This is a genomic window from Devosia sp. YR412 (assembly GCF_900110945.1).
GTDB lineage: Bacteria > Pseudomonadota > Alphaproteobacteria > Rhizobiales > Devosiaceae > Devosia.
Genome location: NZ_FOFL01000009.1, coordinates 1 through 22,143, shown reverse-complemented (window position 1 = coordinate 22,143; position 22,143 = coordinate 1). Strand labels below are relative to the sequence as shown.

The following is a 22,143-nucleotide window of genomic DNA, read 5'->3' as shown; positions in this document are numbered from 1 at the left end:
CGCGAACGCCTGCATAGAGACCTTCCCAGTTGAAGCCAGCAGCTTCATAGATCGGCTCTGGCGTGGTCGGGATGATGAGGTCGGCTGCCTGAGCAGAAACAGAAGCGAGGATGGCGATCGAAGCGCCAGCGAGAAGAACACGTACGGACATTAAAGCCTCCTTGGGAGTAGGTGACTTTAAAATACGCTCGCCCCACCCGCGTCGCAAGTCACGAAAGGCCGTAAGGGCGACTGCGGGGAAATGTGTTGCGCAAATGCTTCAGATAGAAATGGCCCAGCGTGGGAGTGCAAATCCCGCCGGGCCACTTTTGCGGCTGAGCCGCGTACGCAAGTGAACAATAGATTAACTGGCGTTCGAGTGCAAGATGGTCTGATTCGCCTGCCTTCAATCGCCTGATTGACCGCCGCTGGCCCCACGCTAAGTTGTTGGCGCCGTGATCAGACCATGGCGGGGGAGAGCGGACTATATGAGTTATGACTTCATCATCGCCGGAGGTGGCTCTGCTGCTTCCGTGGCCGCCATGCGGCTGGTCCGCGAATTCGGCTTTTCCGTTTTGCTGCTCGAGCGCGGGCCGGCGACGACCAACCGGATCATGGCCATGCCGGCCGGCTATATGAAATATCTGGCGCAGGACACCTTCCTTGAAATGCACAAGACCGTGCCGCAGCCCCAGCTCGGCGGCCGCGCGCCGATCGTGCCGGTGGGCAGGGCGCTGGGTGGCGGCAGCGCCGTCAATGCCATGGTCTATATGCGCGGCCAGGCCGAGGATTATGACGGCTGGGCCGCTGGGCTCGGCAATCAGGGCGAGTGGTCTTACCAGGACATGCTGCCCCATTTCATCGGCATCGAAGCCAATAGCCGCTTCAACGACCAGTTCCACGGCATCGGCGGCAATCTGCGCGTCTCCGACCCCGGCCATGTCTCGCCGACCACCGAACATTTCCTGCAGGCGGCGCAAGGCCTGGGCCATGCCTATAATCCCGATTTCAACGGGGCACGGCAGAATGGCGTCGGCATCATGCAGCACACCTATGGCCAATGGGGCCGTTACAAGGAGCGCTCCGATGCCAAGAAAGCCTTCCTCGATGATCTCAGCCACGACAAGCGGCTGACCATTATCACCGGCGCCCGAGTCGACCGGATCGTGGTGGAGCAGGGTCGCGCCGTCGGTGTGGTCTATGAGAAGGCTGGGGAACAGCACAGGGTCCGCGCCGAGCGCGAAGTGCTGGTGGCTTCCGGCACCTATAACAGCGCCAAGCTGATGCTGCTGAGCGGCATCGGCCCGGCCGAGCATCTGCGCGAGCACGGCATTGATGTCGTGGCCGATATCGCCGGCGTCGGGCAGAACCTGCAGGATCACCACGAGGTCCCGGTTATTGCCACGACCAAGGGTCCGTCCGGCTATTTCGGCCAGGACACGGGCTGGAACATGATCCGCAATGGCCTGCAATATATGCTATTCAACTCCGGCCCGGTGACCACCACCGGCATCGAAGCCTGCCTGTTCTTCGATCCCGACGGCGGCGACCGGCCGACCATCCAGCTCTATTGCGCGCCCATCGTCTATCTCGACCGCGACGTCAGCGCCGCCAAGCCGACCTGGGGCGTGACCTTCACCTCATGCCTGTTGCGACCCAAGGCGCGCGGCACGGTGAACCTGCGCTCGGCCGATCCAAAGGATCAGCCGGTGGTGAACTGCAACTTCTTCGGCGATCCCGACGATCTGCGGCTGACGGTCAAGGCATTGGAGACCGCGCGCAAACTGCTCGACACCGAGCCGTTCAAGTCGCGCATCGCCCATGAACTGCTGCCTGGGGCGGCGGTGATGGAGGATGCGGCGGCGCTGGAGCGCTATTGCGGCCAGACCGTCAAGACCAATTACCATCCGGTCGGCACGCTGCGCATGGGGCTCGATAGCGATCCCTCTGCCGTGGTCGGGCCGGACCTCAAGGTGCGTGGCCTGGAGGGACTGCGGGTGATCGATTGCTCGATCATGCCGCAGATCGTCTCGGGTAATACCAATGCCCCGGCCATGGCCATCGGCAGCAAGGCCGCCAGCCTGATCGGCGCCAGCTACCCCTAGTGCTCATGCCCATGGTCGGTGGCCGGGCCGCCATCGACCGTGGGCACCAGATGCAATTTGCCGTGGCGCACCGAGCGCTCGGAAATCACATGGTCGGCAAAATGCTGCACCGCGCCCATCGGCCCCTTGAGAATGCCGACCTCAAGGCAATTGTCCGCATCGAGATGGACATGCAGGCTCGCAATGGTCAGGTCGTGATGGCTGTGGAAGGTATTGGTCAGCCGCTTGGCGAGGTCGCGCGCCGCATGGTCATAGACATAGCTGAGCACGCCAACGCAATTCTGGTCCGATCCGGCCTCCTGCGCCGCCTGTTTCAGGCCCGCGCGCGCCAGGTCGCGAATGGCTTCCGAGCGGTTCTGATAGCCGCGTGAAGCAATGAGCTGGTCGAGCTCGTCCATCAGGTCATCGTCGAGCGTTACGGTCACGCGCTGCATGCTGGCTCCAGTATGATGTTTGAGACTGGACATCATACTTTGCGATGCCTAGTCTCGGCTTTGGGTCAGGGAGGCTGACCCAAGGACGATGGTGCAGGTCGATATAGGGGCAGTTTCATGGGCAAGGCAATTCGCCGGGTTTTTGCAACCGTCACGATGGCCGCGCTGCTGCTGACCGGCAGTGCCTTCGCTGCCCCCAAAACCGATCTGGTCCTGGCCATCGGCGGCGAGCCCGAAACTGGCTATGACCCCTTGCTCGGCTGGGGCCGCTACGGCCATCCGCTGTTCCAGTCGACGCTTTTGACCCGCGATGCCAATCTCGTGGCGCAGCCCGATCTCGCCACCGATTGGACCCTGTCCGAGGATCGCATGACCTGGACCATCACGCTGCGGAGCGACGCAAAATTCTCCGATGGCACGCTGCTGACGGCAAAAGATGTTGCCTTCACCTTCACCGAAGGCGCTAGGGCTGGCGGTGCGCTCGACCTGACCGTGCTGGACAGCGCGACGGCCATTGATGATGTCACCCTAGAGATCACGCTGAAGCGCCCCTGGATCACCTTCACCGAGAATTTCTTCGCCCTCGGCATCGTCCCGGCCGCCAGCTATGGCGAGGGCTATGCGCGCCATCCCATCGGCTCCGGACCCTACAAGCTCATCTCCTGGACCGAAGGCGAGCAGCTGATCGTTGCGGCCAATCCCTATTATTATGGTCCCGCCGCGCCCTTCGAAAAGCTCACCTTTCTCTTCACCGACGAAGATACCAGCCTCGCTGCCGCCCAGGCCGGGCAGGTGGATCTGGTCTCGGTTCCTGCTGCAACCGCCGACATGGCGCCACAGGGTTTCCGCCAGCTTGTGGTGTCGTCGGTCGACAATCGCGGCATCACCTTCCCCATGCTGCCAGACGAGGGCAAGACCAATGCGCAGGGCGAAAAGCTCGGCAACGCGGTGACCTCCGACAAGGCGATCCGCCAAGCCATCAACCTGGGCGTCGATCGCGCCCTGCTGGTCGATGTGGCGCTGCTCGGTCACGGCACGCCGGCCTATGGTCCCGCCGACGGCCTGCCCTGGTCCAATCCCGATGTCGCTGTCGCGTTTGATCTCGACGCCGCCAAGACGATGCTTGATGACGCCGGCTGGCCCGCTGGTGCCGATGGCATCCGCAGCAAGGCCGGCATCCGCGCCGCTTTCCCGATCAACTATCCGGCAGCGGATTCCACCCGCCAGACCCTCGCCTCGACCCTTGCCGAACTGCTGAAACCGCTCGGCATCGAGGCCACGGCAACCGGCCGCAGCTGGCAGGACATCGACCGCGTCATGCACTCTGAGCCGGTCATGTTCGGCTGGGGCAGCCACAGTCCGCTCGAAGTCTACAGCCTTTACGAAACCACGCTGGGCGGTGTCGACTATTACAATGCCGGCTATTTTTCCAATGCCACGGTGGACGGGTATTTCGCCGCCGCACAGAACGCCCAAAGCCTCGAAGCCTCCTACGCCGATTGGCAAAAGGCCGAGTGGGATGGCGTGACCGGCTTTGGCCCCAAGGGCGAGGCCGGTTGGGCTTGGCTGGTCAATCTCGACCACATTTATTACGTCAATCAATGCCTCGATCTCGGCACCACCCAGACCGAGCCGCATGGCCATGGCTGGCCGATCACCGCGCTGATCCAGACCTGGCGCTGGACCTGCGACTGAGCATGATCCATTGGCTGGCCCTCATCGCAACGCGCCTGCTGCGGCTCGCTCTGGTGCTGGCGGCGGTGGCTGTGGTCGGTTTTGCGCTGGCCAAGCTCTCACCGGTCGATCCGATCAATGCCTATCTCGGCGCCGACATGGTCCGCGTCGGACCGGAGCAGCGCGCCTTGATCGCCGAAAAATGGGGCCTCGACCTGCCGGCGCAGGTGCAGTTCGGCAAATGGCTGGGCAGTCTGCTGAGCGGCGACCTCGGCTATTCCATGACCTATAACGCGCCCGTCGCCGAGGTCTTGGCCGCGCGCTTCAAGACCTCGCTGCCGCTGCTGGGCCTTGCCTGGCTATTCGCCGGCCTGATCGGCTTTGTCCTCGGCGTGCTGGCCGGCGCCTTTCCTGGCACGTGGATCGATCGCATCACGCGCCTTTATTGCTATGTCCTCGCTTCGGCGCCGACCTTCTGGTTCGCCATCCTGCTGCTGATGGTGTTTTCCGTCGGTCTCGGCTGGACACCGATCTGCTGCGCCGGCCCGATCGGCGTGCTGCCGCAGGATGTGACGCCTTGGCAATTCCTGCAGCATCTCATCCTGCCGCTGCTGGCGCTAATCGTGCTCGGCGTGGCCCAGATCGCCTTGCATACCCGTGCCAAGATGGTCGAGATCATGCAGTCCGACTACGCGCTCTATGCCAGGGCGCAGGGCGCCTCGCGCATGGAGATCGCTCTCCGCCACGGCGCCCGCAATGCGGCGCTGCCGGCCATCACCGTGCTCTTCGCATCGCTGGGCGAACTCTTCGGCGGCTCGGTGCTGGCCGAACAGGTCTTTGCCTATCCCGGCCTCGGCAGCGCCACGGTGGCAGCCGGCATCAAAGGCGACGTGCCGCTGCTGCTGGCCTTGGCGCTGTTCCTCACGCTCTTCGTGTTCACCGGCAATGCCATTGCCGACCTCCTGTATCGCGTGATCGATCCGCGCCTGCATGGCGAGGTCGCCCGATGAGCGAGGCCATCGACATCCCGGCCGTCATGCTGCGCAGCACCGGGCTCAACAATCGCGCGTGGACACTCCTGGCGGCGCTGACCGGGGCGCTGGTCATTGCCAGCGTGGCTATGGCCGCCGTGCTGCTTGGTGGCTTTGGCATCGACGCCGATTTCACCACGCGCCTTGCCCCACCGTCTCTGTCGCGTTGGTTCGGCACCGACCAGCTTGGCCACGACATGCTGGCCCGCACCATTCATGGCCTCAATGTCAGCCTCTGGGTCGGGCTGATCGCGGCGACCATCTCGGTCCTGATCGCCACGCTGCTGGCGCTGTTCGCCACCACCTGCGGGCGCTGGGCCGATGCGCTGGTATCCTTTCTCATCGATGCCGCCATGGGCTTGCCGCATCTGGTGCTGCTGATCCTGATCTCTTTCGCCCTGGGCGGTGGCACCGCGGCGGTGATCATTGCCGTCGCCGTCACGCATTGGCCGCGGCTGACCCGCATCCTGCGCGCCGAAATCCTGCAGCTGCGCCATGCCGATTTCATCATCGTCTCGCGGCGCATGGGCAAGTCCTGGGCCTACATCGGCTACCACCACTTCCTGCCGCATCTTTGGCCGCAACTGCTGGTCGGGCTGGTGTTGCTCTTCCCGCATGCCATCCTGCATGAGGCGGCACTGACCTTCATCGGCTTCGGCCTCGAACCCTCAAAGCCGGCCATCGGCGTGTTGCTGTCGGACTCCATGCGTTATCTGATGGCTGGCAAATGGTGGCTCGGTCTCTTTCCCGGCCTTTGCCTGCTCATGCTGGTGCTCTGTTTTGACGCTATCGGCAATGGCCTGCGTCTCCTGGCCGATCCGCGACAGGAGCAATTGTAATGCTGCTCTCGGTCGAGGATTTTTCCGTCAGCTTCCGCCGCTATGCTGGCCTGCTGCAACAGCGCCTCGTCCCGGCCTTGCAGGGCCTGAGCTTCTCGCTCGACCGCGGCGAGGTGCTGGCGCTGGTTGGCGCTTCGGGGGCCGGCAAGAGCCTGCTGGCCCATGCTCTGTTCGACATCCTGCCGCCCAATGCCGTCACCACCGGGCAACTGGTGATCGATGGCTCGACACTGGATCAATCAAATTGGCCCGACTACCGAGGCCGACGCATGGGTCTCGTTCCCCAATCCGCCAGCCATCTCGATCCGCTGGCCCGCTGCGGCAAGCAACTCGCCTGGGCCGCACGGCGTAGTGGCAGCACGGCCGACCCGCAGCAGGCTCTGGCGCGCTTCGGCCTCGATGCGACGGCGGCCAAAGCCTTCCCGCATCAACTCTCCGGCGGCATGGCCCGGCGCATGATGCTGGCCATGGCCACCATTGGCAAACCCGACCTGATCGTCGCCGACGAGCCGACCAGCGGTCTCGATCCCGACAATGCTGCCGTGGTGCTCGGCCATCTGCATCAGCTCGCCGATGCACAAAAGGGCGTGCTGCTGATTACCCACGATCTCGCCCAGGCTTTGCCCTTCGCGACACGCGTCGCCATCCTGCGCGACGGCAGGCTGGTCGATATCGAACCGGCCTCTGCCTTCACTGGCGCCGGCGCCGCGCTCAAATCCGACTATGCCCGCAGGCTCTGGCAGTCCATGCCGCAGAACGGCTTCCTCACCCATGCTTGAAGCCCGCGACATCCACTTCGCCTATCGGCCGGAAGCGCCAATCCTCTCCGGCGTCTCGCTCGCCCTTGCACCGGGCGAGCTCATCGGCCTGTCCGGTGCATCGGGCGGTGGCAAATCCACGCTCGGCCGCATCATGGCCGGCTATCTGCATCCGGGCAGGGGCAGCGTCACGAGCGGTGAAAGCATGTCCGGCTGGTCCCCAGTGCAATATCTCCACCAGTCATCCATCTTCGCCGTCGATCCGCGCTGGCGCATCGGCCGCATCGTGGAAGAAGGCTGGCAGCCGGACGAGGCCACCCGCCAAGCGCTCGGCATCTCCCGCGCCTGGTATGACCGCTATCCGCATGAAATCTCGGGCGGCGAGTTACAACGCGTGACCCTGTTGCGCGCCCTGTCCCCGCAGACGCGCTATCTCATCGCCGATGAAATCACTGCCATGCTCGATCCGATCACCCAGGCCGATATCTGGCGCCTGCTACTCGCCCGCTGCGAGGCCGGCCTCGGCATTCTGGCCATCAGCCACGATGCGCCGCTGCTGGCCCGCGTCGCCACGCGGACCGTCACGATGCAAAGCGGAAAGCTGCTCTAGGCCAGTGGCCGCACGAAACGTCCGGTGCCGGGCGCAGCAACCGTCGTGCCATCGAACACCTGCTGCCCGCGCAGATAGGTCAGCCCCACCATCCAGGGCAGCTCGATGCCCGCATAGGGCGACCAACCCACTACATTGTGCCCGCTTGCCGCCGCGTCATAGACGGTCGGCCGGTTGAACAGCACGGCGATATCGGCGTCCTTGCCCACCTCCAGCGCGCCCTTGGCATGGTCGAGCCGGAAGTGCTTGGCCGGATTTTCCGCCATCAGCTTGGCCGCACAATGCAGCGGCACGCCATGCTCCAGCGCGCCCTTGATGAACAGCGGCACCATGACTTCCAGCCCCGGCACGCCCGAGGCATTGGCCAGCATGTCGGGATTGGTCTTGCGATCTTCCGACCAGCTGACGTGGTCGGTTGAGACCATGGTCACATTGCCGGCCGCCACATGCTGCCACAGCTTTTCCACCTCGGCGCGCGGGCGGATTGGCGGGTTGATCTTGGCCTTGCCGCCCAGCCGCGCCACGTCGCTTTCCTCGTCGAGGATCAGATAGTGGATGCAGCATTCGATGGTCGCGGCAAAGCCCTGGTCACGATAGCTGCGGGCAATCTCATAGCCGCGCCCCAGCGAGCAATGCACCACATGCGCCGGGCAGCCGGTCTCGGCGCCAGTCTCATAGATCTGCAGCGAGGCCAGCAATTCCGTCAGCGGCGGCCGGCTCATGCCATGCGCACGATAATCGGTAATGCCCAGCGCCTTCACCTTGGCGACTGCCGCGCGAACCGCCTCGTCATCCTCATTATGCACGCCCGCCGTCAGCCCCGTCGGCGCGATGGCGGCAAAGCATTCTTCCAGCAAGGCCGGGGGAATGCGGGGGAAGCGGATGGGGTCGGTGCCGAAGGTCGAAAACTTGAAGGCGGCGACGCCGGCCTCGACCTGTTCGAGAATGCGCGCCGCGCCCTCCTCGGGATTGACCGTGCCATAAAGCGCAAAGTCCACGCGCGCCTGCGGACTGGCATGTGCCACCTTGATCCGCACCGCCTCGGCTGAGCACACCAGATTGCCCTCGTCATAGGGCATGTCCACAATGGTAGTGACCCCACCGGCCGCGGCCGAGCGCGTAGACCAGATGAAGTCTTCCTGGTTCTTCTGGCTCAGCGAATGGGTCTGCGCATCGATGGCGCCCGGGAGGATCAGCGCCTCGCCCAGCAGGTGCCGCTCCCGCGCCGCCGGTGGCGTGCCGGTGCCGACATGGGCAATCTTGCCATCGCGCACCGCGACATAGCCGCCTTCGACAACCTGCTCGGGCAGTACCACGGTCCCGGCCAGCACCAGATCAAAATCGCTCATGCAAACACTCCAGCTCTGTCAGGAGTTTTGCCCCCGCAGCCAGATGACGCAACAGCCTTTTGGCTGGCGCAGGATTATTTCCCCCGCGCGGGCCGATTGTCCGGACGCCGCGTGGCAAACCACAGCGTATGCCGCGCGCCACCACGCTTGCCATTGGCCCGCACGGTGATCTCTTCCACCGCCATGCCCGACTGGTTGAGCCGCTTGGTGAAATTGGCGTCGCGCGCCGACGACCACACCGCCAGATGCCCGCCCATGGCCAGCGCCAGCTTGGCGGTGGAAATGCCCGATGCCGTGTAAAGCCGGTCATTGCTCGGCCGTGACAGGCCTTCCGGCCCATTGTCGACGTCGAGCAGGATGGAATCATAGGGCTTGCCCTCGGTGATCGCCGCGCCAACATCGCCCTGATAGAGCGTCACGCGCGGGTCATCGAGACTGGTGCCATGCAGGAACGCCAGCGGACCCCGCGCCCAGGCGATGATCTCGGGCACCAGTTCGGCCACGATGATCCGGCTATCAGCCGGAAAGCTCGCCAGCGCCGCGCGCAGGGTAAAGCCCATGCCCAGTCCGCCGATCAGAATTTTCGGGCTCTTGCGCATGCCGACGCGTTCGGCGGCCAGCGTCGCCAGCGCCTCTTCCGAACCGCTCAGCCGGCTGTTCATCAACCCATTGCTGCCGGCCATGATGGAAAATTCCGTGCCGCGCTGCATCAGCTGCAATTCGCCGCCGCCGCCGGGCACCACGGCGCGATCCAGTTTGATCCAGGGCAGCATGCCGGTCTCCTTGCTTGACGTGGCTTGCCGGGCATAAGGAATCCGCCGCGCCCTGTCGCGCATAAAGTGGCGTCGCCAACGCAAAAAGAGAGCGCGTAACCAAGCCTTGAACCTAGTAATTATACTTATGGGTCAGCCACTTAGACTTGCTTAACGCTCTCTGACTGGCTTTGCCACAATTCCCGCCTCGCTCGGAACGCCCGCTTCATTGCCGCTTGCTACTCTGTACTTGGGTTTGAGGTAGGGTTGAATGGTCACCGATAGCGCTCTGCTGCTGCGACTGCAGACGGAAGTTTTGGAAGCGGTTGCCCGCGGCGAGCCGCTGGTGTCGGTTGCGGATCTCCTGTGCCGCCGCGCACAGGAGCTGGCGCCCGAGGCGATCTGCTCCATCCTGGTGGTCGATGACGACTGCAAGCTGCGCCCGCTGGCCGCGCCCTCGCTGCCGCTCGCCTTTTCCAGCGCCATCGATGGTCTGGCGATCGGCCCCAAGGTCGGCTCCTGCGGCACGGCGGTGTTTCGCAACGAGCCGGTCATGGTCACCGACATCGCCACCGATCCGCTGTGGGATGATTTCCGCGCCCTGGCCGAACCGCTGGGCTTGCGCGCCTGCTGGTCGAGCCCGATCCGCAACAGCGAAAACCGCGTCGTCGCGACCTTTGCCTTCTACTACCGCAGCACCCGCGGCCCCGATGAGCTGGAACGCAGCATCGTCCAGACCTGCGTGCATCTCTGCTCCATCGCCATCGACCATGAAATGGTGCGCGAGAGAAACCATCGCCTGGCCTATTATGACGCGCTGACCGGCCTGCCCAATCGCGGTCGCTTCAATGAATTGCTCGGCCGCTCCATTCGTCTGCAGGAGCCATTCGGTCTGCTGCTTGTCGATATTGACCATCTCAAGATGATCAACGACACCGTCGGTCACGTCTTCGGCGACCTGCTGATCCGCACCGTGGCCGAGCGCCTCGCCGATTGCCATCCGGCCCTGACCGCCTGCCGTCTCGGTGGCGACGAGTTCGCCGTGCTGGTGGCCGATTGCCATTCCGAGCACGCCCTGCGCGATGCGGCCACCCGCATGCTCAATGCCGTGCATGGCCTGATCCAGATGGGCGACCAGACCGTCGATCCGCATATCACCGTCGGCGGCGCGCTTTACGGCCCCGATGGCGATACCGAGGCGTCACTCAGCCAGAATGCCGATTTCGCGCTCTATCACGCCAAGGAAACCCGCCGCGGCGGCTATATCCGCTTCACCCCCGGCATGCGCACGTCGATGATGGAGCGCGCCACCATGGTGCGCAATGTCGACCAGGCGCTGGCCGAAAACCGCATCCTCGTGCACTACCAGCCCATCGTGAAGCTCGACACCGCCGAGATCGTCGGCCTCGAGGCGCTTGCCCGCATGCGCATGCCCGATGGCCGTATTGCCTCGGCCGGCGAGTTCCATGCGGCTCTGGCCGATCCGCGCATTGCCTGGCAGGTCACCGGCCAGATGCTGACCCAGATAGCGGCCGATATCCGCTATTGGCTCGACATCGGCATTCCCTTCCAGCATGTCGGCATCAACGTCACAAGCGGCGATTTCCAGCGCGGCGATCTCGAACAGCGCATCGTCGAAGCCTTCGAGAAATATGACGTGCCGCTTCGGCACATCGTGCTCGAGGTCAATGAATCCGTCTATATGGGCGGTGGCGATATCATGGTGCCCAAGGCGGTCAGCGCGCTGCGCCAGCGCGGCCTGCTGGTGGCGCTCGACGATTTCGGCACCGGATTTGCCTCGCTCACCCACCTGCTGAGCTTTCCGGTCGATGTCATCAAGATCGACAAGAGTTTCATCGACAAGCTCGGCACCGACCGCGCCAGCGATGTGGTGGTTGGGTCCATCATCGATATTGCGCGCCGACTCAATATGACGCTGGTGGCCGAAGGCATCGAGACGGCCTCGCAGGCCATCATGCTGTCCGAGCTCGGCTGCACCATGGGGCAGGGCTATCTGTTTGCCCGGCCCGGCTCTGTGGCCGATACCAGCCATCTGCTGTCCATGTTTGCCCAGCGCCTCGATGTCATGCCCGAAGAGGACGACGAGCGCCGCTCGGCCTGAATCGACCCCCGAAAAAACAAAAGCCCGGACGCCCCATTGAAAGGGCATCCGGGCTTTCTCACGTTAATCGACGGAGCGGCGCAGGTCACACACAGGGAGGAAAGCGCCCTGCGCCGTTATGTTAGTTCCGGCCGATCGAACGGAAAGCGTCGGCATCGATACCGAGGGACTTGAGGTGCTTGGCCTTGGGAGCACGACCGGCCTCGACAGCGTTGGACACGGCAGCAGCGCTGCCGAAGACTTCAACGAAAGTGCCAAGGGTTGCAAAGATCGACTTGCGGGGGTTGCTCATGGGTCCAGTTCCTCAAAAGACCCAACCGAATTGCCGGGTCGCTTTCATAAGCTTCAAATGGGCCTATCCACCCCATTACGGTACGGCCAAAACAACAGCGCAGCTATGCGTCCGGTGCAATTAAAGCATCGATAACCGGATTTTCGGCCGGAAGTGGCAGAAATTCATAAGACCAAGGTCTTATCCATGCAGCATGTGCATGGCTGTGCCGTGGTTTCGAAGCATGGTCGGCGCGCTGTTGGTGACTAGAGCACCGTCGTCAGCATGGCGGTGGCCACGGCGACGATGGAAAATGCCGCGATCCCGGCGGCAACCAGCATCATCTGGGCATTCTGCACATGACCGGTGACGCGCGCCTGCTGCCGCGCTGCCTTGATCCCATGCGTGTCATTGGTATCCATATGCGCCATTGCATTACCCCTCAGTCGCCGGTCAGCTTTGACCTGTGTCAGACTTTGGGCAGCCGCATTGCGCTGTTTCTCACCCGCCGAAGAGGAAGGTAATCCGCATGGCCTTCGGCACGAATGGCTAGCTGCAGTCGCGGTTAATTTACATAAAATGCCGCGAGTCCTAATCTTGTATGGAAGATTATTGATCTACCTGCCAGATCATGGCAAAACCGCTGCATGACCCATTTGCACCCAGACCGCCTGTTCCCCGCTTCCGAGCCCGCCCAATCCATCGCGCGCGAGTTGTATCCCGAAGTTGCCGACCTGCCGCTGGTCTGCCCGCATGGCCATACCGATCCGGCCTGGTTCGCCAATAATGAGCGCTTTTCCAATCCGGCCGCGCTGTTTCTGACACCTGACCATTATGTGCTGCGCATGCTGCGCAGCCGCGGCTTGAGCTATGACGACCTCGGCGTGCCGCGCAAGGATGGCAAGCCAGTGGCCGAGGGCAGGGCGGCCTGGCGCCTGTTTGCCACCAATTACCACCTGTTCGCCGGCACCCCGTCCAAGACCTGGGTCGATCACTCGCTCGACTGGGCCTTCGGCATCAAGCAGGAACTCTCCGCCGAAACCGCCGACGCCATCTACGACACCATCGACGCTGCCCTGGCGAGGCCGGCCCTCCTGCCGCATGCCCTGCTCGATCGCGCCAAAGTGGAGGTCATCGCCACCACCGAATTCGCCCTCGATCCCCTGGTGCATCACCAGAAGATGGAGACCAATGGCACCATCGGCCGCGTCCGCACCACCTATCGCCCCGATGACGTCACCGACCCCAGCCGCCCCGCCATCGTCGGAAACCTGCAAAAGTTCGGCGAGATAACCGGCGAGAATATTTCCACCTGGTCCGGCCTGATCAACGCCCATCGCAACCGCCGCGAATATTTCCGTCGTTTTGGCGCTGTCGCCACCGACCATGGCGTGCCCACCGCCAATACCGCCGATCTATCGGCCCCCGAAAAGCAGGCGCTGCTCGACAAGGTGCTGTCCGGCAAGCATGACGCGGCGGATGCCGAGCTGTTCCGCGCCCAGATGATGACCGAAATGGCGCTGCTCTCGGTCGAAGACGGCATGGTCATGCAACTGCACGCTGGCTCGCGCCGCAACACCGACCCGCTGCTGTTCGCCGAGCGCGGTGCCGACCTCGGCGCCGATATTCCGGGCCCCACCGATTACGTCAACGGCCTGCGCGCGCTGCTCGGCCGCGCCGGCAACGAGCCCAACCTGCGGCTGATCATGTTCGTGCTCGACGAAACCACCTATGCCCGTGAATTGGCGCCGATGGCCGGCTATTGGCCGTCGCTCATGGTCGGTCCGCCCTGGTGGTTCCATGACAGCCCGCAGGGTATCCGCCGCTATCTCGACCAGGTCGTCGAAACCGCCGGCTTCTACAATCTCGCCGGTTTCAACGACGACACCCGAGCCCTGCTTTCCATCCCCGCCCGCCACGACGTCTGGCGCCGCGAGGTCTGCGGCTTCCTGGGCCGCTGGGTCGGCGAAAACCGCATCAGCAGGGCAACGGCCCGCGATGTGGCAAAACACCTGAGCTATCAGGCGGCCAAGGATGCCTATCGGATCAGTTAGGAGTTTTGAGGCTTATCAGCAGTTTGCCCAGACTAGAAGAAATCCGGAAATCCCTGTATATTCAAAGTCATCGCTCTCTTGATGAGCGCGATATTTGCATCAGGAGGGCAGTATGCAAGATTTGCCATTGTCGGAGCGCCGGAAGAGCTTTCGCACTCACGCCATCGTCTTTGTCGCCGTCATGGTCGTGCTTCTGATCATCAACCTGTGGACCGGCGGCTACTTCTGGGTGCAGTGGGTGCTGCTCGGCTGGGGCATTGGCCTGCTGTCGCACTGGTGGTTTGGCGCGCGGCAGTAGCTCAGGGCGACTTCCACAGCACCAGCAGCACGATCAGCACGCCGGTCACCATCAGCACCAGCAAGCCGCTGATGCCGTTCAAGACCTGCTTTCCGAATGTTGGATTGCGTTCATCGCGGGCGATGATATCGGCCAACCGCCTCGGTTCGCGGCGCTCGTCATAGGGTTGATGCGTCATCAAAAGCCTCCCTGTCGGGACCTCGTTTCGCTGGTCCCATGCTGCGCGCACAAAAGTAACGAAGCCTTGCCGCCCCAGCGCTTCCTGTTCTTAGGGTTGCGATAGTCCCAACTGACAGGCTTACCTGAGGGTTACCGCCAAGATTTCGGCAAGTTTACCAGTCACCTGCGCTGGACTGTCGAAACAACGCGCCGGTTCTGCTCTAATGACCACCATGAATCAGTCGCCCGTCGAAACCGCGCTCAGCCGCGCCATGATCCGTTGGTCCCTGACCAAGTCGACGCCCGTGGCCGAAACGGCGACGAGTTGGATTTTTCGCGTCGAGCAGAATGGCCGCAATTTCGCGGCGCTGAAAATCCTCAAGCCCGACAATGCCATGGAAGAACGCCGCGGCTCGGCCCTGCTCAACTGGTATGGCGGGGAGGGCGCCGCCACCGTCTTCGACATGCATGGCGACACCATTTTCCTCGAATGGCTCGACGGCGGCACGCTGGGCGAGCCGGTCCGCGCCGGCAAGGATGACGAAGGCACCATCGCCATTGCCACCGTCGTCTCCAGCCTGCACCGGCCGCGCCCCGAGGCGCCGGAAAACCTGCAGCCGCTGCGCCAGCATTTCCAGACGCTGTTCGACACCGAGGTCCGCCTCTGGCCGCATACCGCCCGCGACCTCTATGCCCGCGCCAGCGGTATTGCGTTAAAACTCTTCGATCGGCCAAGCGCCCAGATCCCACTGCATGGCGATGTGCATCACGACAATATCCTGAGCTCGGACCGCGGCTGGCTGGCCATCGATCCCAAGGGGCTAGTCGGCGATCCCGCGTATGAACTGGCCAATGTCTTCATCAATCCAGTGGATGGTTTGGCCATTGCTGCCGATCCGCGCCGCATCGCCACCCGCGCCGATATCCTGTCGGAACGGCTGAACTATTCCCGCAAGCGCATCCTCGGCTGGGCCGCTGCCCATGCGGCGCTCTCCGCCTGCTGGACGCTGGGCGAGGGCAAGGCCATCACCGCCCAGCTCGCCTGCCTGCCGCATCTGCTCAGCGCTTACGACCAGGCCTGATACCCAATGGAAGCCTCAATGCTCACCACCACCCGCCGCGGCTTCATCATCCTGGGCGCCGCCGCTGCCCTCGCGGCCTGTTCCACCACCATTCCCATGCTGCCCAAAGCCGCGTCCAGCACGCCGGAATCGATGAGCGACGACGAAATCCTCACCGCCATCAATGCCGTGCGCAAGGCCAATGGCGCCCCGGCCTGGAGCTATAACACCCGCCTCGAAGACGCGGCCCGCTCGCAGGCCCGCCTGATGGCGCAGAAAAACACCATGAGCCACGATCTCGGCGTCACCCTGCGCCAGCGCGTCACCACGGCCGGCTATCTCGGCGCGGTCGGCGAAAATGTCGGCAAGGGCTACACCACGCTCGAGGCCGTCATTGGTGGCTGGATGGATTCCTCCGGCCACCGCGGCACGCTGCTGAGCAGCCGCTTCACCGAATTCGGCCTCGCCGCAGCCCGCGGCCCCGGCGGCAAGCTCTACTGGGCCATGATCGCCGGCGGCAGCTTTGACGCGTGGCGGGGGTAGCTAGGCCGTCAGCGTCCTCTTCACCGCCGCGTCCCAGCCGCGAACCTTCCGTTTGCGCTCTGCCGCATCCATTTTCGGCGTGAACTGCGCATCCCGCGCCCAGCTCTTGGCAAATTCATCCATGCCCGGCCACACCCCCGCCCGCGATCCGGCCAGCCAGGCCGCGCCCAGCGCGGTGGTTTCGAGGATCACCGGCCGGTCCACCGGGGCATCCAGCACATCCGCCAGAAACTGCATGGTCCAATCCGAGGCCACCATGCCGCCATCGACGCGCAGCACCGTATCGCCGCCTTGTTTCCAGTCCTTGCGCATGGCCTCCAGCAGGTCGCGCGTCTGGTAGCAGACCGCCTCCAGCGCCGCCTTGGCGATTTCCGCTGGCCGCGAATTGCGCGTCAGCCCATAGATGGCGCCGCGCGCTTCGGCATCCCACCATGGCGCCCCGAGCCCCACAAAGGCCGGTACCATATAGACATTCTGGCTCGGGTCTGCGCTCTCGGCCAGCGGCCCAGTCTCGCTGGCATGTTTCACCAGCTTCAGCCCGTCGCGGATCCACTGCACCGCCGCCCCTGCGATAAAGATCGAGCCTTCCAGTGCATAGGACGTCTTGCCATCCAGCCGATAGGCGATCGTGGTGAGCAGCCGGTTCTTGCTGCGCACCATGTCCGCGCCGGTATTGAGCAGCGCAAAACACCCCGTGCCATAGGTCGATTTCAGCATGCCCGGCTGGAAGCAGGCCTGCCCAATCGTTGCCGCATGCTGGTCGCCGGCAACACCGAGGATCGGGATCTCAGCGCCAAACAATCCCGCCTCAGTCACCCCGAAATCATCGGCACAATCCTTGACCTCGGGAAGCAATGCCGCCGGCACGTCGAACAGCTTCAGCAGGTTCTTGTCCCAGGCATTCTTGCCGATATCGAACAGCAGCGTGCGTCCCGCATTGGTTGCATCGGTGACATGGCTCCGCCCCCCGGTCAGCCGCCAGATCAGGAACGAATCCACCGTGCCAAAAGCCAGTTCGCCCTTTTCGGCACGCTTGCGCGCACCCTTCACATTGTCCAGCAGCCACTTGACCTTGGTGCCCGAAAAATACGGATCAAGCAGCAACCCGGTCTTCCTGGTGACCAGCTTTTCGTGGCCGGCCTTCTTGAGCTTGGCGCAATAGGCCGCCGTCCGCCGGTCCTGCCAGACAATCGCATTGTGGATCGCCTTGCCACTCTGGCGGTCCCAGATCAGCGTCGTCTCGCGCTGGTTGGTAATGCCGATCGCCGCGATATCCTTGGCCTCGATCCTGGCTTCGCTCAGCGCCTTTTTCACCGCCCAGACGACACTATCCCAGATTTCCTCGGGATCATGCTCCACCCAGCCATCCTGCGGGAAGTGCTGGGTGAACTCCTTCTGGCCCACGCCGGCGATGGCGCGTTTCTCATCAAACACGATCGCCCGGCTCGACGTCGTGCCCTGGTCAATGGCCAGAATGTATTTGCTCATGCCGTCTCCTCCCGACAAGCCGTCGTCTTACTTGCGACTGGCCAGATATGTCTCCAGACGCGCAACGTCCCCGGCACCAACGCGCAAGCCCTGCTTGGTGCGCCGCCACAACACATCTTGTGCCGTACGCGCCCACTCGTGTTCAACCAGATAGACCACCTCGGCCGCATAAAGATCCGAACCGAAATGCTGGCCGAGATCCTCGACCGATTTGGCATCGCCCAGCAACACCCGCGCCTTGGACCCATAGAGCCGCAGCAGCCGCTTGATCATGGGCGAGGGCAGGCCGGGATAATCCATCCCCAGCCGCCGCACTTCGGCATCAAACGCCAGCGGCTCGAAATCCCCGCCCGGCAGGCGGCTTGTCTTGGTCCAGGCCGCGCCCTTCTTGCCCAGCACGCCCTCGATCTTTTCCAGCACTGATTCCGCCAGCCGGCGCGAGGTAGTCAGCTTGCCGCCGAACACATTGATCGCTGCGCCCGTCGCCGCATCGCCATCAAGCTTGAGCACATAATCCCGTGTCGCTTCCTGCGCCGCGCTGGCGCCATCGTCAAACAGCGGCCGCACGCCCGAATAGGTCCAGTGGATCTGGTCCCTGGTCACCGGCTTGGCAAAATATTCGCTGGCCGCCGATAGCAGGTAGTCGGTCTCCTTGTCGGAGATTTTGACGTCCTTCGGATCGCCCTCATAGTCCTCGTCGGTCGTGCCGATCAGGGTGAAGTCATCCTCATAGGGAATGGCGAAAATGATGCGGCCATCGGCGTTCTGGAAGATGTAGCAGCGGTCATGGTCATAGAGCTTGCGCACCACGATATGGCTGCCCTTGACCAGCCGCACATTATGCGACCCGTTCTTGCCCATCGCCCCGGTGATGACATCATCCACCCACGGGCCAGCGGCATTGACCACCAGCTTGGCCCGAATGGTCCGCCGCACACCCTCGCCGGAGCTTTCCCCATCCAACTCCACCAGCCAGCCGCCGGCATCGCGGCGCACGCTTGTGACCCTGGTGCGCACATGCACCTGCGCGCCCTTGTCCGCTGCATCGCGGGCGTTGAGCACGACGAAACGCGCATCATCGACCCAGCAGTCCGAATATTCAAAGCCCAGCCGATAGCCCGGCTTGAGCGGCTTGCCGGTCTCATGCTTGGTCAGGTCAAGCGTCTTGGTCGGCGGCAACAGGCGCCGGCCGCCCATATAGTCATACATCGCCAGCCCGGCGCGCAACACCACGGCGGGGCGCAGCCCCTTGTGATGCGGCAGCACGAACCGCAGCGGCTTGATGATATGCGGCGCCTCGGCCCAAAGGATCTCGCGCTCGGACAGCGCTTCTTGCACCAGGCGGAATTCGTAATGCTCGAGATAGCGCAAGCCGCCATGCACTAGCTTGGTCGCTGCCGATGAGGTGCCCGAGGCCAGATCATTCATCTCGGCCAGCGCCACCGTATAACCGCGCCCCACCGCATCGCGGGCAATGCTCGCCCCGTTGATGCCGCCGCCGATGACGAAAACATCGAACTGATCCCTATCCGTCATGCCCGCTCCTTGTTGGTTTCGTTTATACGCGGTTCGATTTCGTTTTCAATCGAATTTGGTTTCGTTTTAGCCAGCCAAGACCGCGGTCTGGACCATTGATTGACCCTGCCGCAGCGAGGGGTTACGGCAGGGTCTCCCCTCCGGTCCCGGACCCCGGCCATGCTCGCCATTCTTATCGTCATTGCGCCCATTTTCGCGCTGATGGCGCTCGGCTATTCCGCCGTCCGCTTCCGCCTGTTCCCGCAAGAGGGCATCAAGAGCCTGATCGCTTTTGTGAACAATTTTGCGACACCCTGCCTGCTGTTCCACTCCCTTGTGACCTCGGACCTGCGCTCGGCCTTTAATCTGTCGATTATCGGTCCGTTTTACATCGGAGCGCTGATCTGTTTCGTCATCGGCATCGTGGTGGCCATCAAGCTGTTCGGCAACCGCCCGGGCGAGAGCGTTTCCGTCGGTTTCTCCGGCACCTTCACCAATACCGTGCTGGTTGGTCTGCCGATCATCTCCCGCGCCTACGGGCCCGAGGCTCTACCGGTGACGCTGTCGATCATTGGCCTGCATGGCGCGATCCTCCTGACCATCGGCATGGTCACCATGGAGCTGGTCAAGCGCGATGGCCAGCCACTCGGCAAGACGCTGGTGGTGGCGGCCCGGCGCGTCGGCTCCAATCCGCTGATCTGGGGCATTGCCGCCGGCATGGTGGCCTATTTCGCCGGCCTGCAGCTGATCGAGCCTGTCGAGGCCTTCCTCGTCATGATGAGCGCCGCCGTGGTCCCCGCTGCCCTCTTCGGCATTGGCGGCGCGCTCTACGAATTCAAGCTGTCGGAAAACTGGAAGCAGGCGCTGGTCGCCTCCTTCATCAAGCTGATCATCCACCCGGCCATCGCCTATGTGCTGATGATCTGGGTGCTGCATGTGCCAATGGACATCGCCCGCTACGGCATCCTGCTCTCGGCCATGCCGGCCGGCGTCAACGTCTATGTCTTTGCCACCTATTATAACCGCGCCGCCAGCGTAGCGGCGAATACCATTCTCATCGCCACGGTGGCGTCGGCGCTGACGATTTCGGCGTGGTTGTGGGTGTTGACGCTTTAGTTGGCGTGCCAGGATTGCCATCAAGCCGCCCCACATCCACGGTGTCACCCCGGCCTTGAGCCGGGGCCCATCTCGAGATCACGCCACGGCCGCAAGGTCGAACGAACCACCTTGCGGCAGACCATCGATCTCAGGATGGATCGCGGCTCAAGGCCGGGATGACATCGAGTTCGGGGTGGTAGGCGGCAACGAGAATCATTACCCCTCCACCAATCCCGCCAGCTGCGCCGTCACCGCGCCCCAGCCGTCATAAAACCCCAGGTCGCTGTGCATCTTGCGGTCCTCCGGGCTCTTGTGCATGGCCAGCGCCCGATAGAACGTGCCCTCTTCATGGTCTTCCAGCGTAATCACCCCTGTGATGAACGGCTGCTCCGCCGGCCGGTACCCACCGGTGAGCGCATTGGTGAAAACGATCCGTCGCCCCTCGTCCACCGCGAGATAGCAGGCATCCATATGCGGCACGAAAGCCTGGCCGTCGCCCTCGCTCATCTGTGTCACCATGGCGCCGCCCGGCCGCACATCCAGCTCTACCACGCGGCACAGTGCCGGTGCCGGTATCCACCATTGCTCGAAGCTCGCCGGATCGGTCCAGGCCGCCCAGATTCTGTCGCGCGGCGCCTTGATGATACGGGTGATCTCGAGATCGCGTTCCGGGTCCAGTGTCATTTCGAAATCTCCTCTTGCTGTGTGACGAACTGTTCCAGCCGGTCGGTCCGGCCTTCCCAGATCGCGCGTTGTTCCTCGATCCAGCCGCTCACTGCCGCCAGCCTGTCCTTGTCGATGCTGCATGTGCGCACCCGCCCGGCCTTGCTGGTGCGGATCAGTCCCGTTTCTTCCAGCATGCGAATATGTTTCATGAACGAGGGCAGGGCCATCTCGAAGGGCGCCGCCAGTTCCCCAACGCTGGCCGGCCCGCGTCCCAGCCGGCCGATCACCGCGCGGCGGGTCGGATCGGCCAGGGCCTGAAAAATGCCATTAAGCTGATGCTGTTCCATAAGGCTAAGTATCAAAATCTGATACTAAGCACAAGAGCTAACTATTGGGATATCCATGTTGCGTCTGCTGACCATTTTCGCCATGCTCACTTTTGCGGCTCCGGCCCGCGCCGAAACGCTCTGCACGCTGATTGCCGATGCCGGCGCCGGGCAGCTTTTGCACGAGCAGGGCGCTGGCTGCGACACGCCCACCACGCCGGCCTCAACCTACAAGATCCCGCTGGCCGTGATGGGATTCGACTCCGGCATGCTCACCGACGCGCACAATCCGGCGCTGCCCTTTGTGGAAGGCTATGCCGATTGGGGCGGAGCCGAATGGCGACAGACTACCGATCCGCTTGCCTGGATGGACTATTCCGTCGTCTGGTATTCCCAAGCCATCGCCCGCACACTGGGCGCCGAGCAATTGACCCGGTATGCCACGGCCTTCGACTATGGCAATGCCGACTTCTCCGGCGATCCCGGCAATGACAATGGCCTCGAACGCAGCTGGATCAGCTCATCGCTGAAACTCACCCCGCGCCAGCAACTGGCTTTCATGGCCAGGCTGGTCAATCGCCAACTGCCAGTCTCGGCCCATGCCATGGAAACCACGCTCTCCATCCTGCAGCGTCGCGAAGTGGATGGTTGGCAAGTCCTGGGCAAGACCGGTTCCGCCTTCCCGCGCCAGGCCGATGGCAATTTCGACCGGGCGCGCGGCTGGGGCTGGTATGTCGGCACCGCCAGCAAGGGTGACCAGACCCTGGTCTTCGTTCGTCTCGACCAGGACGAAGCGCGCAATGTGGTCTCCGGCGGCTTAAGGGCCAGGGATGCGTTTTTGCTTGAGTTGCCGAGATTGATAGGGCGCTAAAGATGCCCCGGCGGACCATCAGTAGCACCACAACCACGATGTCACCCCGGCCTTGAGCCGGGTGTGGATTCACATTTGAAGTGCAACGGGTTGAGGAAGGCCTCTGCTGGCGTCTTGAAGCCGAGGCATTTTCTGGGTGT

The 22,143-nt window shown here is 63.3% G+C and carries 23 protein-coding genes; 13 read left to right on the top strand and 10 right to left on the bottom strand.

Annotated features, from left to right (window positions below):
* Positions 1 to 467 precede the first annotated feature (467 nt).
* Positions 468 to 2,084, top strand: coding sequence for a GMC family oxidoreductase (locus BM045_RS18540; protein WP_092186010.1), 1,617 nt, complete (start codon positions 468 to 470; stop codon positions 2,082 to 2,084).
* Here BM045_RS18540 and nikR read toward each other — a convergent pair.
* Positions 2,081 to 2,518: a nickel-responsive transcriptional regulator NikR gene (gene nikR, locus BM045_RS18535; protein ID WP_092186008.1), complete on the bottom strand. Its 438-nt coding sequence runs from the start codon at positions 2,516 to 2,518 to the stop codon at positions 2,081 to 2,083. The genes BM045_RS18540 and nikR overlap by 4 nt on opposite strands.
* A 117-nt stretch (positions 2,519 to 2,635) precedes the next feature.
* On the opposite strand from nikR, the gene BM045_RS18530 reads away from it, so the two are divergent.
* Genes BM045_RS18530 through BM045_RS18510 form a run of 5 tightly spaced genes read left to right on the top strand, consistent with a single transcriptional unit; the run spans position 2,636 to position 7,430 of the window.
* On the top strand, positions 2,636 to 4,213 hold the full coding sequence (locus tag BM045_RS18530) for an ABC transporter substrate-binding protein (protein WP_092186006.1): 1,578 nt from the start codon (positions 2,636 to 2,638) through the stop codon (positions 4,211 to 4,213).
* 2 nt (positions 4,214 to 4,215) lie between these two features.
* The gene (locus tag BM045_RS18525) at positions 4,216 to 5,202 is read left to right on the top strand and encodes an ABC transporter permease (protein ID WP_170848592.1); all 987 of its coding nucleotides are present in this window, start codon (positions 4,216 to 4,218) and stop codon (positions 5,200 to 5,202) included.
* The gene (locus tag BM045_RS18520) at positions 5,199 to 6,062 is read left to right on the top strand and encodes an ABC transporter permease (RefSeq protein WP_092186003.1); all 864 of its coding nucleotides are present in this window, start codon (positions 5,199 to 5,201) and stop codon (positions 6,060 to 6,062) included. Before BM045_RS18525 ends, BM045_RS18520 begins: the two co-directional genes overlap by 4 nt.
* Positions 6,062 to 6,841 carry an ATP-binding cassette domain-containing protein gene (locus BM045_RS18515; RefSeq protein ID WP_244523068.1) on the top strand — a complete coding sequence of 260 codons (780 nt, stop codon included), beginning with the start codon at positions 6,062 to 6,064 and terminating at the stop codon, positions 6,839 to 6,841. Before BM045_RS18520 ends, BM045_RS18515 begins: the two co-directional genes overlap by 1 nt.
* Positions 6,834 to 7,430, top strand: coding sequence for an ABC transporter ATP-binding protein (locus BM045_RS18510; protein ID WP_092186001.1), 597 nt, complete (start codon positions 6,834 to 6,836; stop codon positions 7,428 to 7,430). The genes BM045_RS18515 and BM045_RS18510 overlap by 8 nt, the downstream gene beginning before the upstream one ends.
* Here BM045_RS18510 and BM045_RS18505 read toward each other — a convergent pair.
* Both BM045_RS18505 and BM045_RS18500 read right to left on the bottom strand, forming a co-directional pair.
* Positions 7,427 to 8,779 carry a dihydroorotase gene (locus BM045_RS18505; RefSeq protein ID WP_092185999.1) on the bottom strand — a complete coding sequence of 451 codons (1,353 nt, stop codon included), beginning with the start codon at positions 8,777 to 8,779 and terminating at the stop codon, positions 7,427 to 7,429. The genes BM045_RS18510 and BM045_RS18505 overlap by 4 nt on opposite strands.
* A 74-nt stretch (positions 8,780 to 8,853) precedes the next feature.
* Complete coding sequence (locus BM045_RS18500) at positions 8,854 to 9,552, bottom strand: spermidine synthase family protein (RefSeq protein WP_092185997.1); 699 nt, start codon at positions 9,550 to 9,552, stop codon at positions 8,854 to 8,856.
* Between the two features lie 250 nt (positions 9,553 to 9,802).
* On the opposite strand from BM045_RS18500, the gene BM045_RS18495 reads away from it, so the two are divergent.
* Positions 9,803 to 11,653 (top strand): putative bifunctional diguanylate cyclase/phosphodiesterase, encoded by a 1,851-nt coding sequence (locus tag BM045_RS18495; protein ID WP_092185995.1) that lies wholly within the window; start codon positions 9,803 to 9,805, stop codon positions 11,651 to 11,653.
* A gap of 121 nt (positions 11,654 to 11,774) precedes the next feature.
* Here BM045_RS18495 and BM045_RS19035 read toward each other — a convergent pair whose 3' ends face one another.
* Both BM045_RS19035 and BM045_RS19030 read right to left on the bottom strand, forming a co-directional pair.
* On the bottom strand, positions 11,775 to 11,945 hold the full coding sequence (locus BM045_RS19035) for a hypothetical protein (protein ID WP_170848591.1): 171 nt from the start codon (positions 11,943 to 11,945) through the stop codon (positions 11,775 to 11,777).
* A 245-nt stretch (positions 11,946 to 12,190) separates the two neighbouring features.
* Complete coding sequence (locus BM045_RS19030; protein ID WP_170848590.1) at positions 12,191 to 12,355, bottom strand: hypothetical protein; 165 nt, start codon at positions 12,353 to 12,355, stop codon at positions 12,191 to 12,193.
* Positions 12,356 to 12,571: 216 nt separating this feature from the next.
* Here BM045_RS19030 and uxaC point away from each other — a divergent pair, with 216 nt between their 5' ends.
* Together uxaC and BM045_RS18485 are read left to right on the top strand one after the other, a co-directional pair.
* Positions 12,572 to 13,978 carry a glucuronate isomerase gene (gene uxaC, locus BM045_RS18490; protein ID WP_092185993.1) on the top strand — a complete coding sequence of 469 codons (1,407 nt, stop codon included), beginning with the start codon at positions 12,572 to 12,574 and terminating at the stop codon, positions 13,976 to 13,978.
* Between the two features lie 112 nt (positions 13,979 to 14,090).
* Entirely contained in the window at positions 14,091 to 14,276 is a 186-nt protein-coding gene (locus BM045_RS18485) for a 2TM domain-containing protein (protein ID WP_092185991.1), read from the top strand.
* A gap of 1 nt (position 14,277) precedes the next feature.
* On the opposite strand, the gene BM045_RS19025 is transcribed toward BM045_RS18485, so the two are convergent.
* Positions 14,278 to 14,454, bottom strand: a complete 177-nt coding sequence (locus BM045_RS19025; RefSeq protein WP_170848589.1) for a hypothetical protein — start codon at positions 14,452 to 14,454, stop codon at positions 14,278 to 14,280.
* A gap of 205 nt (positions 14,455 to 14,659) precedes the next feature.
* Between BM045_RS19025 and BM045_RS18480 the strand changes: the two genes are divergently transcribed.
* Entirely contained in the window at positions 14,660 to 15,517 is an 858-nt protein-coding gene (locus tag BM045_RS18480) for an aminoglycoside phosphotransferase family protein (protein WP_092185989.1), read from the top strand.
* Positions 15,518 to 15,535: 18 nt separating this feature from the next.
* On the top strand, positions 15,536 to 16,039 hold the full coding sequence (locus BM045_RS18475; RefSeq protein WP_170848588.1) for a CAP domain-containing protein: 504 nt from the start codon (positions 15,536 to 15,538) through the stop codon (positions 16,037 to 16,039).
* Here the strand turns inward: BM045_RS18475 and glpK are convergent, their stop codons facing one another.
* Both glpK and glpD read right to left on the bottom strand, forming a co-directional pair.
* Positions 16,040 to 17,527, bottom strand: a complete 1,488-nt coding sequence (glpK, locus tag BM045_RS18470; RefSeq protein WP_092185985.1) for a glycerol kinase GlpK — start codon at positions 17,525 to 17,527, stop codon at positions 16,040 to 16,042.
* 27 nt (positions 17,528 to 17,554) lie between these two features.
* On the bottom strand, positions 17,555 to 19,063 hold the full coding sequence (gene glpD, locus BM045_RS18465) for a glycerol-3-phosphate dehydrogenase (protein WP_092185983.1): 1,509 nt from the start codon (positions 19,061 to 19,063) through the stop codon (positions 17,555 to 17,557).
* Positions 19,064 to 19,222: 159 nt separating this feature from the next.
* Between glpD and BM045_RS18460 the strand changes: the two genes are divergently transcribed.
* Positions 19,223 to 20,158: an AEC family transporter gene (locus tag BM045_RS18460; protein WP_092185981.1), complete on the top strand. Its 936-nt coding sequence runs from the start codon at positions 19,223 to 19,225 to the stop codon at positions 20,156 to 20,158.
* 198 nt (positions 20,159 to 20,356) lie between these two features.
* On the opposite strand, the gene BM045_RS18455 is transcribed toward BM045_RS18460, so the two are convergent.
* Both BM045_RS18455 and BM045_RS18450 read right to left on the bottom strand, forming a co-directional pair.
* Entirely contained in the window at positions 20,357 to 20,824 is a 468-nt protein-coding gene (locus BM045_RS18455; RefSeq protein ID WP_092185979.1) for an SRPBCC family protein, read from the bottom strand.
* On the bottom strand, positions 20,821 to 21,153 hold the full coding sequence (locus BM045_RS18450; RefSeq protein ID WP_092185977.1) for an ArsR/SmtB family transcription factor: 333 nt from the start codon (positions 21,151 to 21,153) through the stop codon (positions 20,821 to 20,823). Before BM045_RS18450 ends, BM045_RS18455 begins: the two co-directional genes overlap by 4 nt.
* Positions 21,154 to 21,208: 55 nt before the next feature.
* Between BM045_RS18450 and blaOXA the strand changes: the two genes are divergently transcribed.
* Complete coding sequence (gene blaOXA, locus BM045_RS18445; RefSeq protein ID WP_092185975.1) at positions 21,209 to 22,003, top strand: class D beta-lactamase; 795 nt, start codon at positions 21,209 to 21,211, stop codon at positions 22,001 to 22,003.
* Positions 22,004 to 22,143: the final 140 nt, after the last annotated feature.

Coding starts and splice junctions, on each gene's coding strand:
- BM045_RS18480 (WP_092185989.1), top strand. CDS start 14,660: ATGACCACCATGAATCAGTCGCCCGTCGAAACCGCGCTCAGCCGCGCC.
- BM045_RS18540 (WP_092186010.1), top strand. CDS start 468: ATGAGTTATGACTTCATCATCGCCGGAGGTGGCTCTGCTGCTTCCGTG.
- BM045_RS18510 (WP_092186001.1), top strand. CDS start 6,834: ATGCTTGAAGCCCGCGACATCCACTTCGCCTATCGGCCGGAAGCGCCA.
- BM045_RS18460 (WP_092185981.1), top strand. CDS start 19,223: ATGCTCGCCATTCTTATCGTCATTGCGCCCATTTTCGCGCTGATGGCG.
- glpD (WP_092185983.1), bottom strand. CDS start 19,063: ATGACGGATAGGGATCAGTTCGATGTTTTCGTCATCGGCGGCGGCATC.
- BM045_RS18530 (WP_092186006.1), top strand. CDS start 2,636: ATGGGCAAGGCAATTCGCCGGGTTTTTGCAACCGTCACGATGGCCGCG.
- BM045_RS18520 (WP_092186003.1), top strand. CDS start 5,199: ATGAGCGAGGCCATCGACATCCCGGCCGTCATGCTGCGCAGCACCGGG.
- BM045_RS18525 (WP_170848592.1), top strand. CDS start 4,216: ATGATCCATTGGCTGGCCCTCATCGCAACGCGCCTGCTGCGGCTCGCT.
- uxaC (WP_092185993.1), top strand. CDS start 12,572: ATGACCCATTTGCACCCAGACCGCCTGTTCCCCGCTTCCGAGCCCGCC.
- BM045_RS18495 (WP_092185995.1), top strand. CDS start 9,803: ATGGTCACCGATAGCGCTCTGCTGCTGCGACTGCAGACGGAAGTTTTG.
- BM045_RS18450 (WP_092185977.1), bottom strand. CDS start 21,153: ATGGAACAGCATCAGCTTAATGGCATTTTTCAGGCCCTGGCCGATCCG.
- BM045_RS18500 (WP_092185997.1), bottom strand. CDS start 9,552: ATGCTGCCCTGGATCAAACTGGATCGCGCCGTGGTGCCCGGCGGCGGC.
- BM045_RS19030 (WP_170848590.1), bottom strand. CDS start 12,355: ATGGCGCATATGGATACCAATGACACGCATGGGATCAAGGCAGCGCGG.
- BM045_RS19025 (WP_170848589.1), bottom strand. CDS start 14,454: ATGACGCATCAACCCTATGACGAGCGCCGCGAACCGAGGCGGTTGGCC.
- blaOXA (WP_092185975.1), top strand. CDS start 21,209: ATGTTGCGTCTGCTGACCATTTTCGCCATGCTCACTTTTGCGGCTCCG.
- nikR (WP_092186008.1), bottom strand. CDS start 2,518: ATGCAGCGCGTGACCGTAACGCTCGACGATGACCTGATGGACGAGCTC.
- BM045_RS18455 (WP_092185979.1), bottom strand. CDS start 20,824: ATGACACTGGACCCGGAACGCGATCTCGAGATCACCCGTATCATCAAG.
- glpK (WP_092185985.1), bottom strand. CDS start 17,527: ATGAGCAAATACATTCTGGCCATTGACCAGGGCACGACGTCGAGCCGG.
- BM045_RS18505 (WP_092185999.1), bottom strand. CDS start 8,779: ATGAGCGATTTTGATCTGGTGCTGGCCGGGACCGTGGTACTGCCCGAG.
- BM045_RS19035 (WP_170848591.1), bottom strand. CDS start 11,945: ATGAGCAACCCCCGCAAGTCGATCTTTGCAACCCTTGGCACTTTCGTT.
- BM045_RS18475 (WP_170848588.1), top strand. CDS start 15,536: ATGCTCACCACCACCCGCCGCGGCTTCATCATCCTGGGCGCCGCCGCT.
- BM045_RS18485 (WP_092185991.1), top strand. CDS start 14,091: ATGCAAGATTTGCCATTGTCGGAGCGCCGGAAGAGCTTTCGCACTCAC.
- BM045_RS18515 (WP_244523068.1), top strand. CDS start 6,062: ATGCTGCTCTCGGTCGAGGATTTTTCCGTCAGCTTCCGCCGCTATGCT.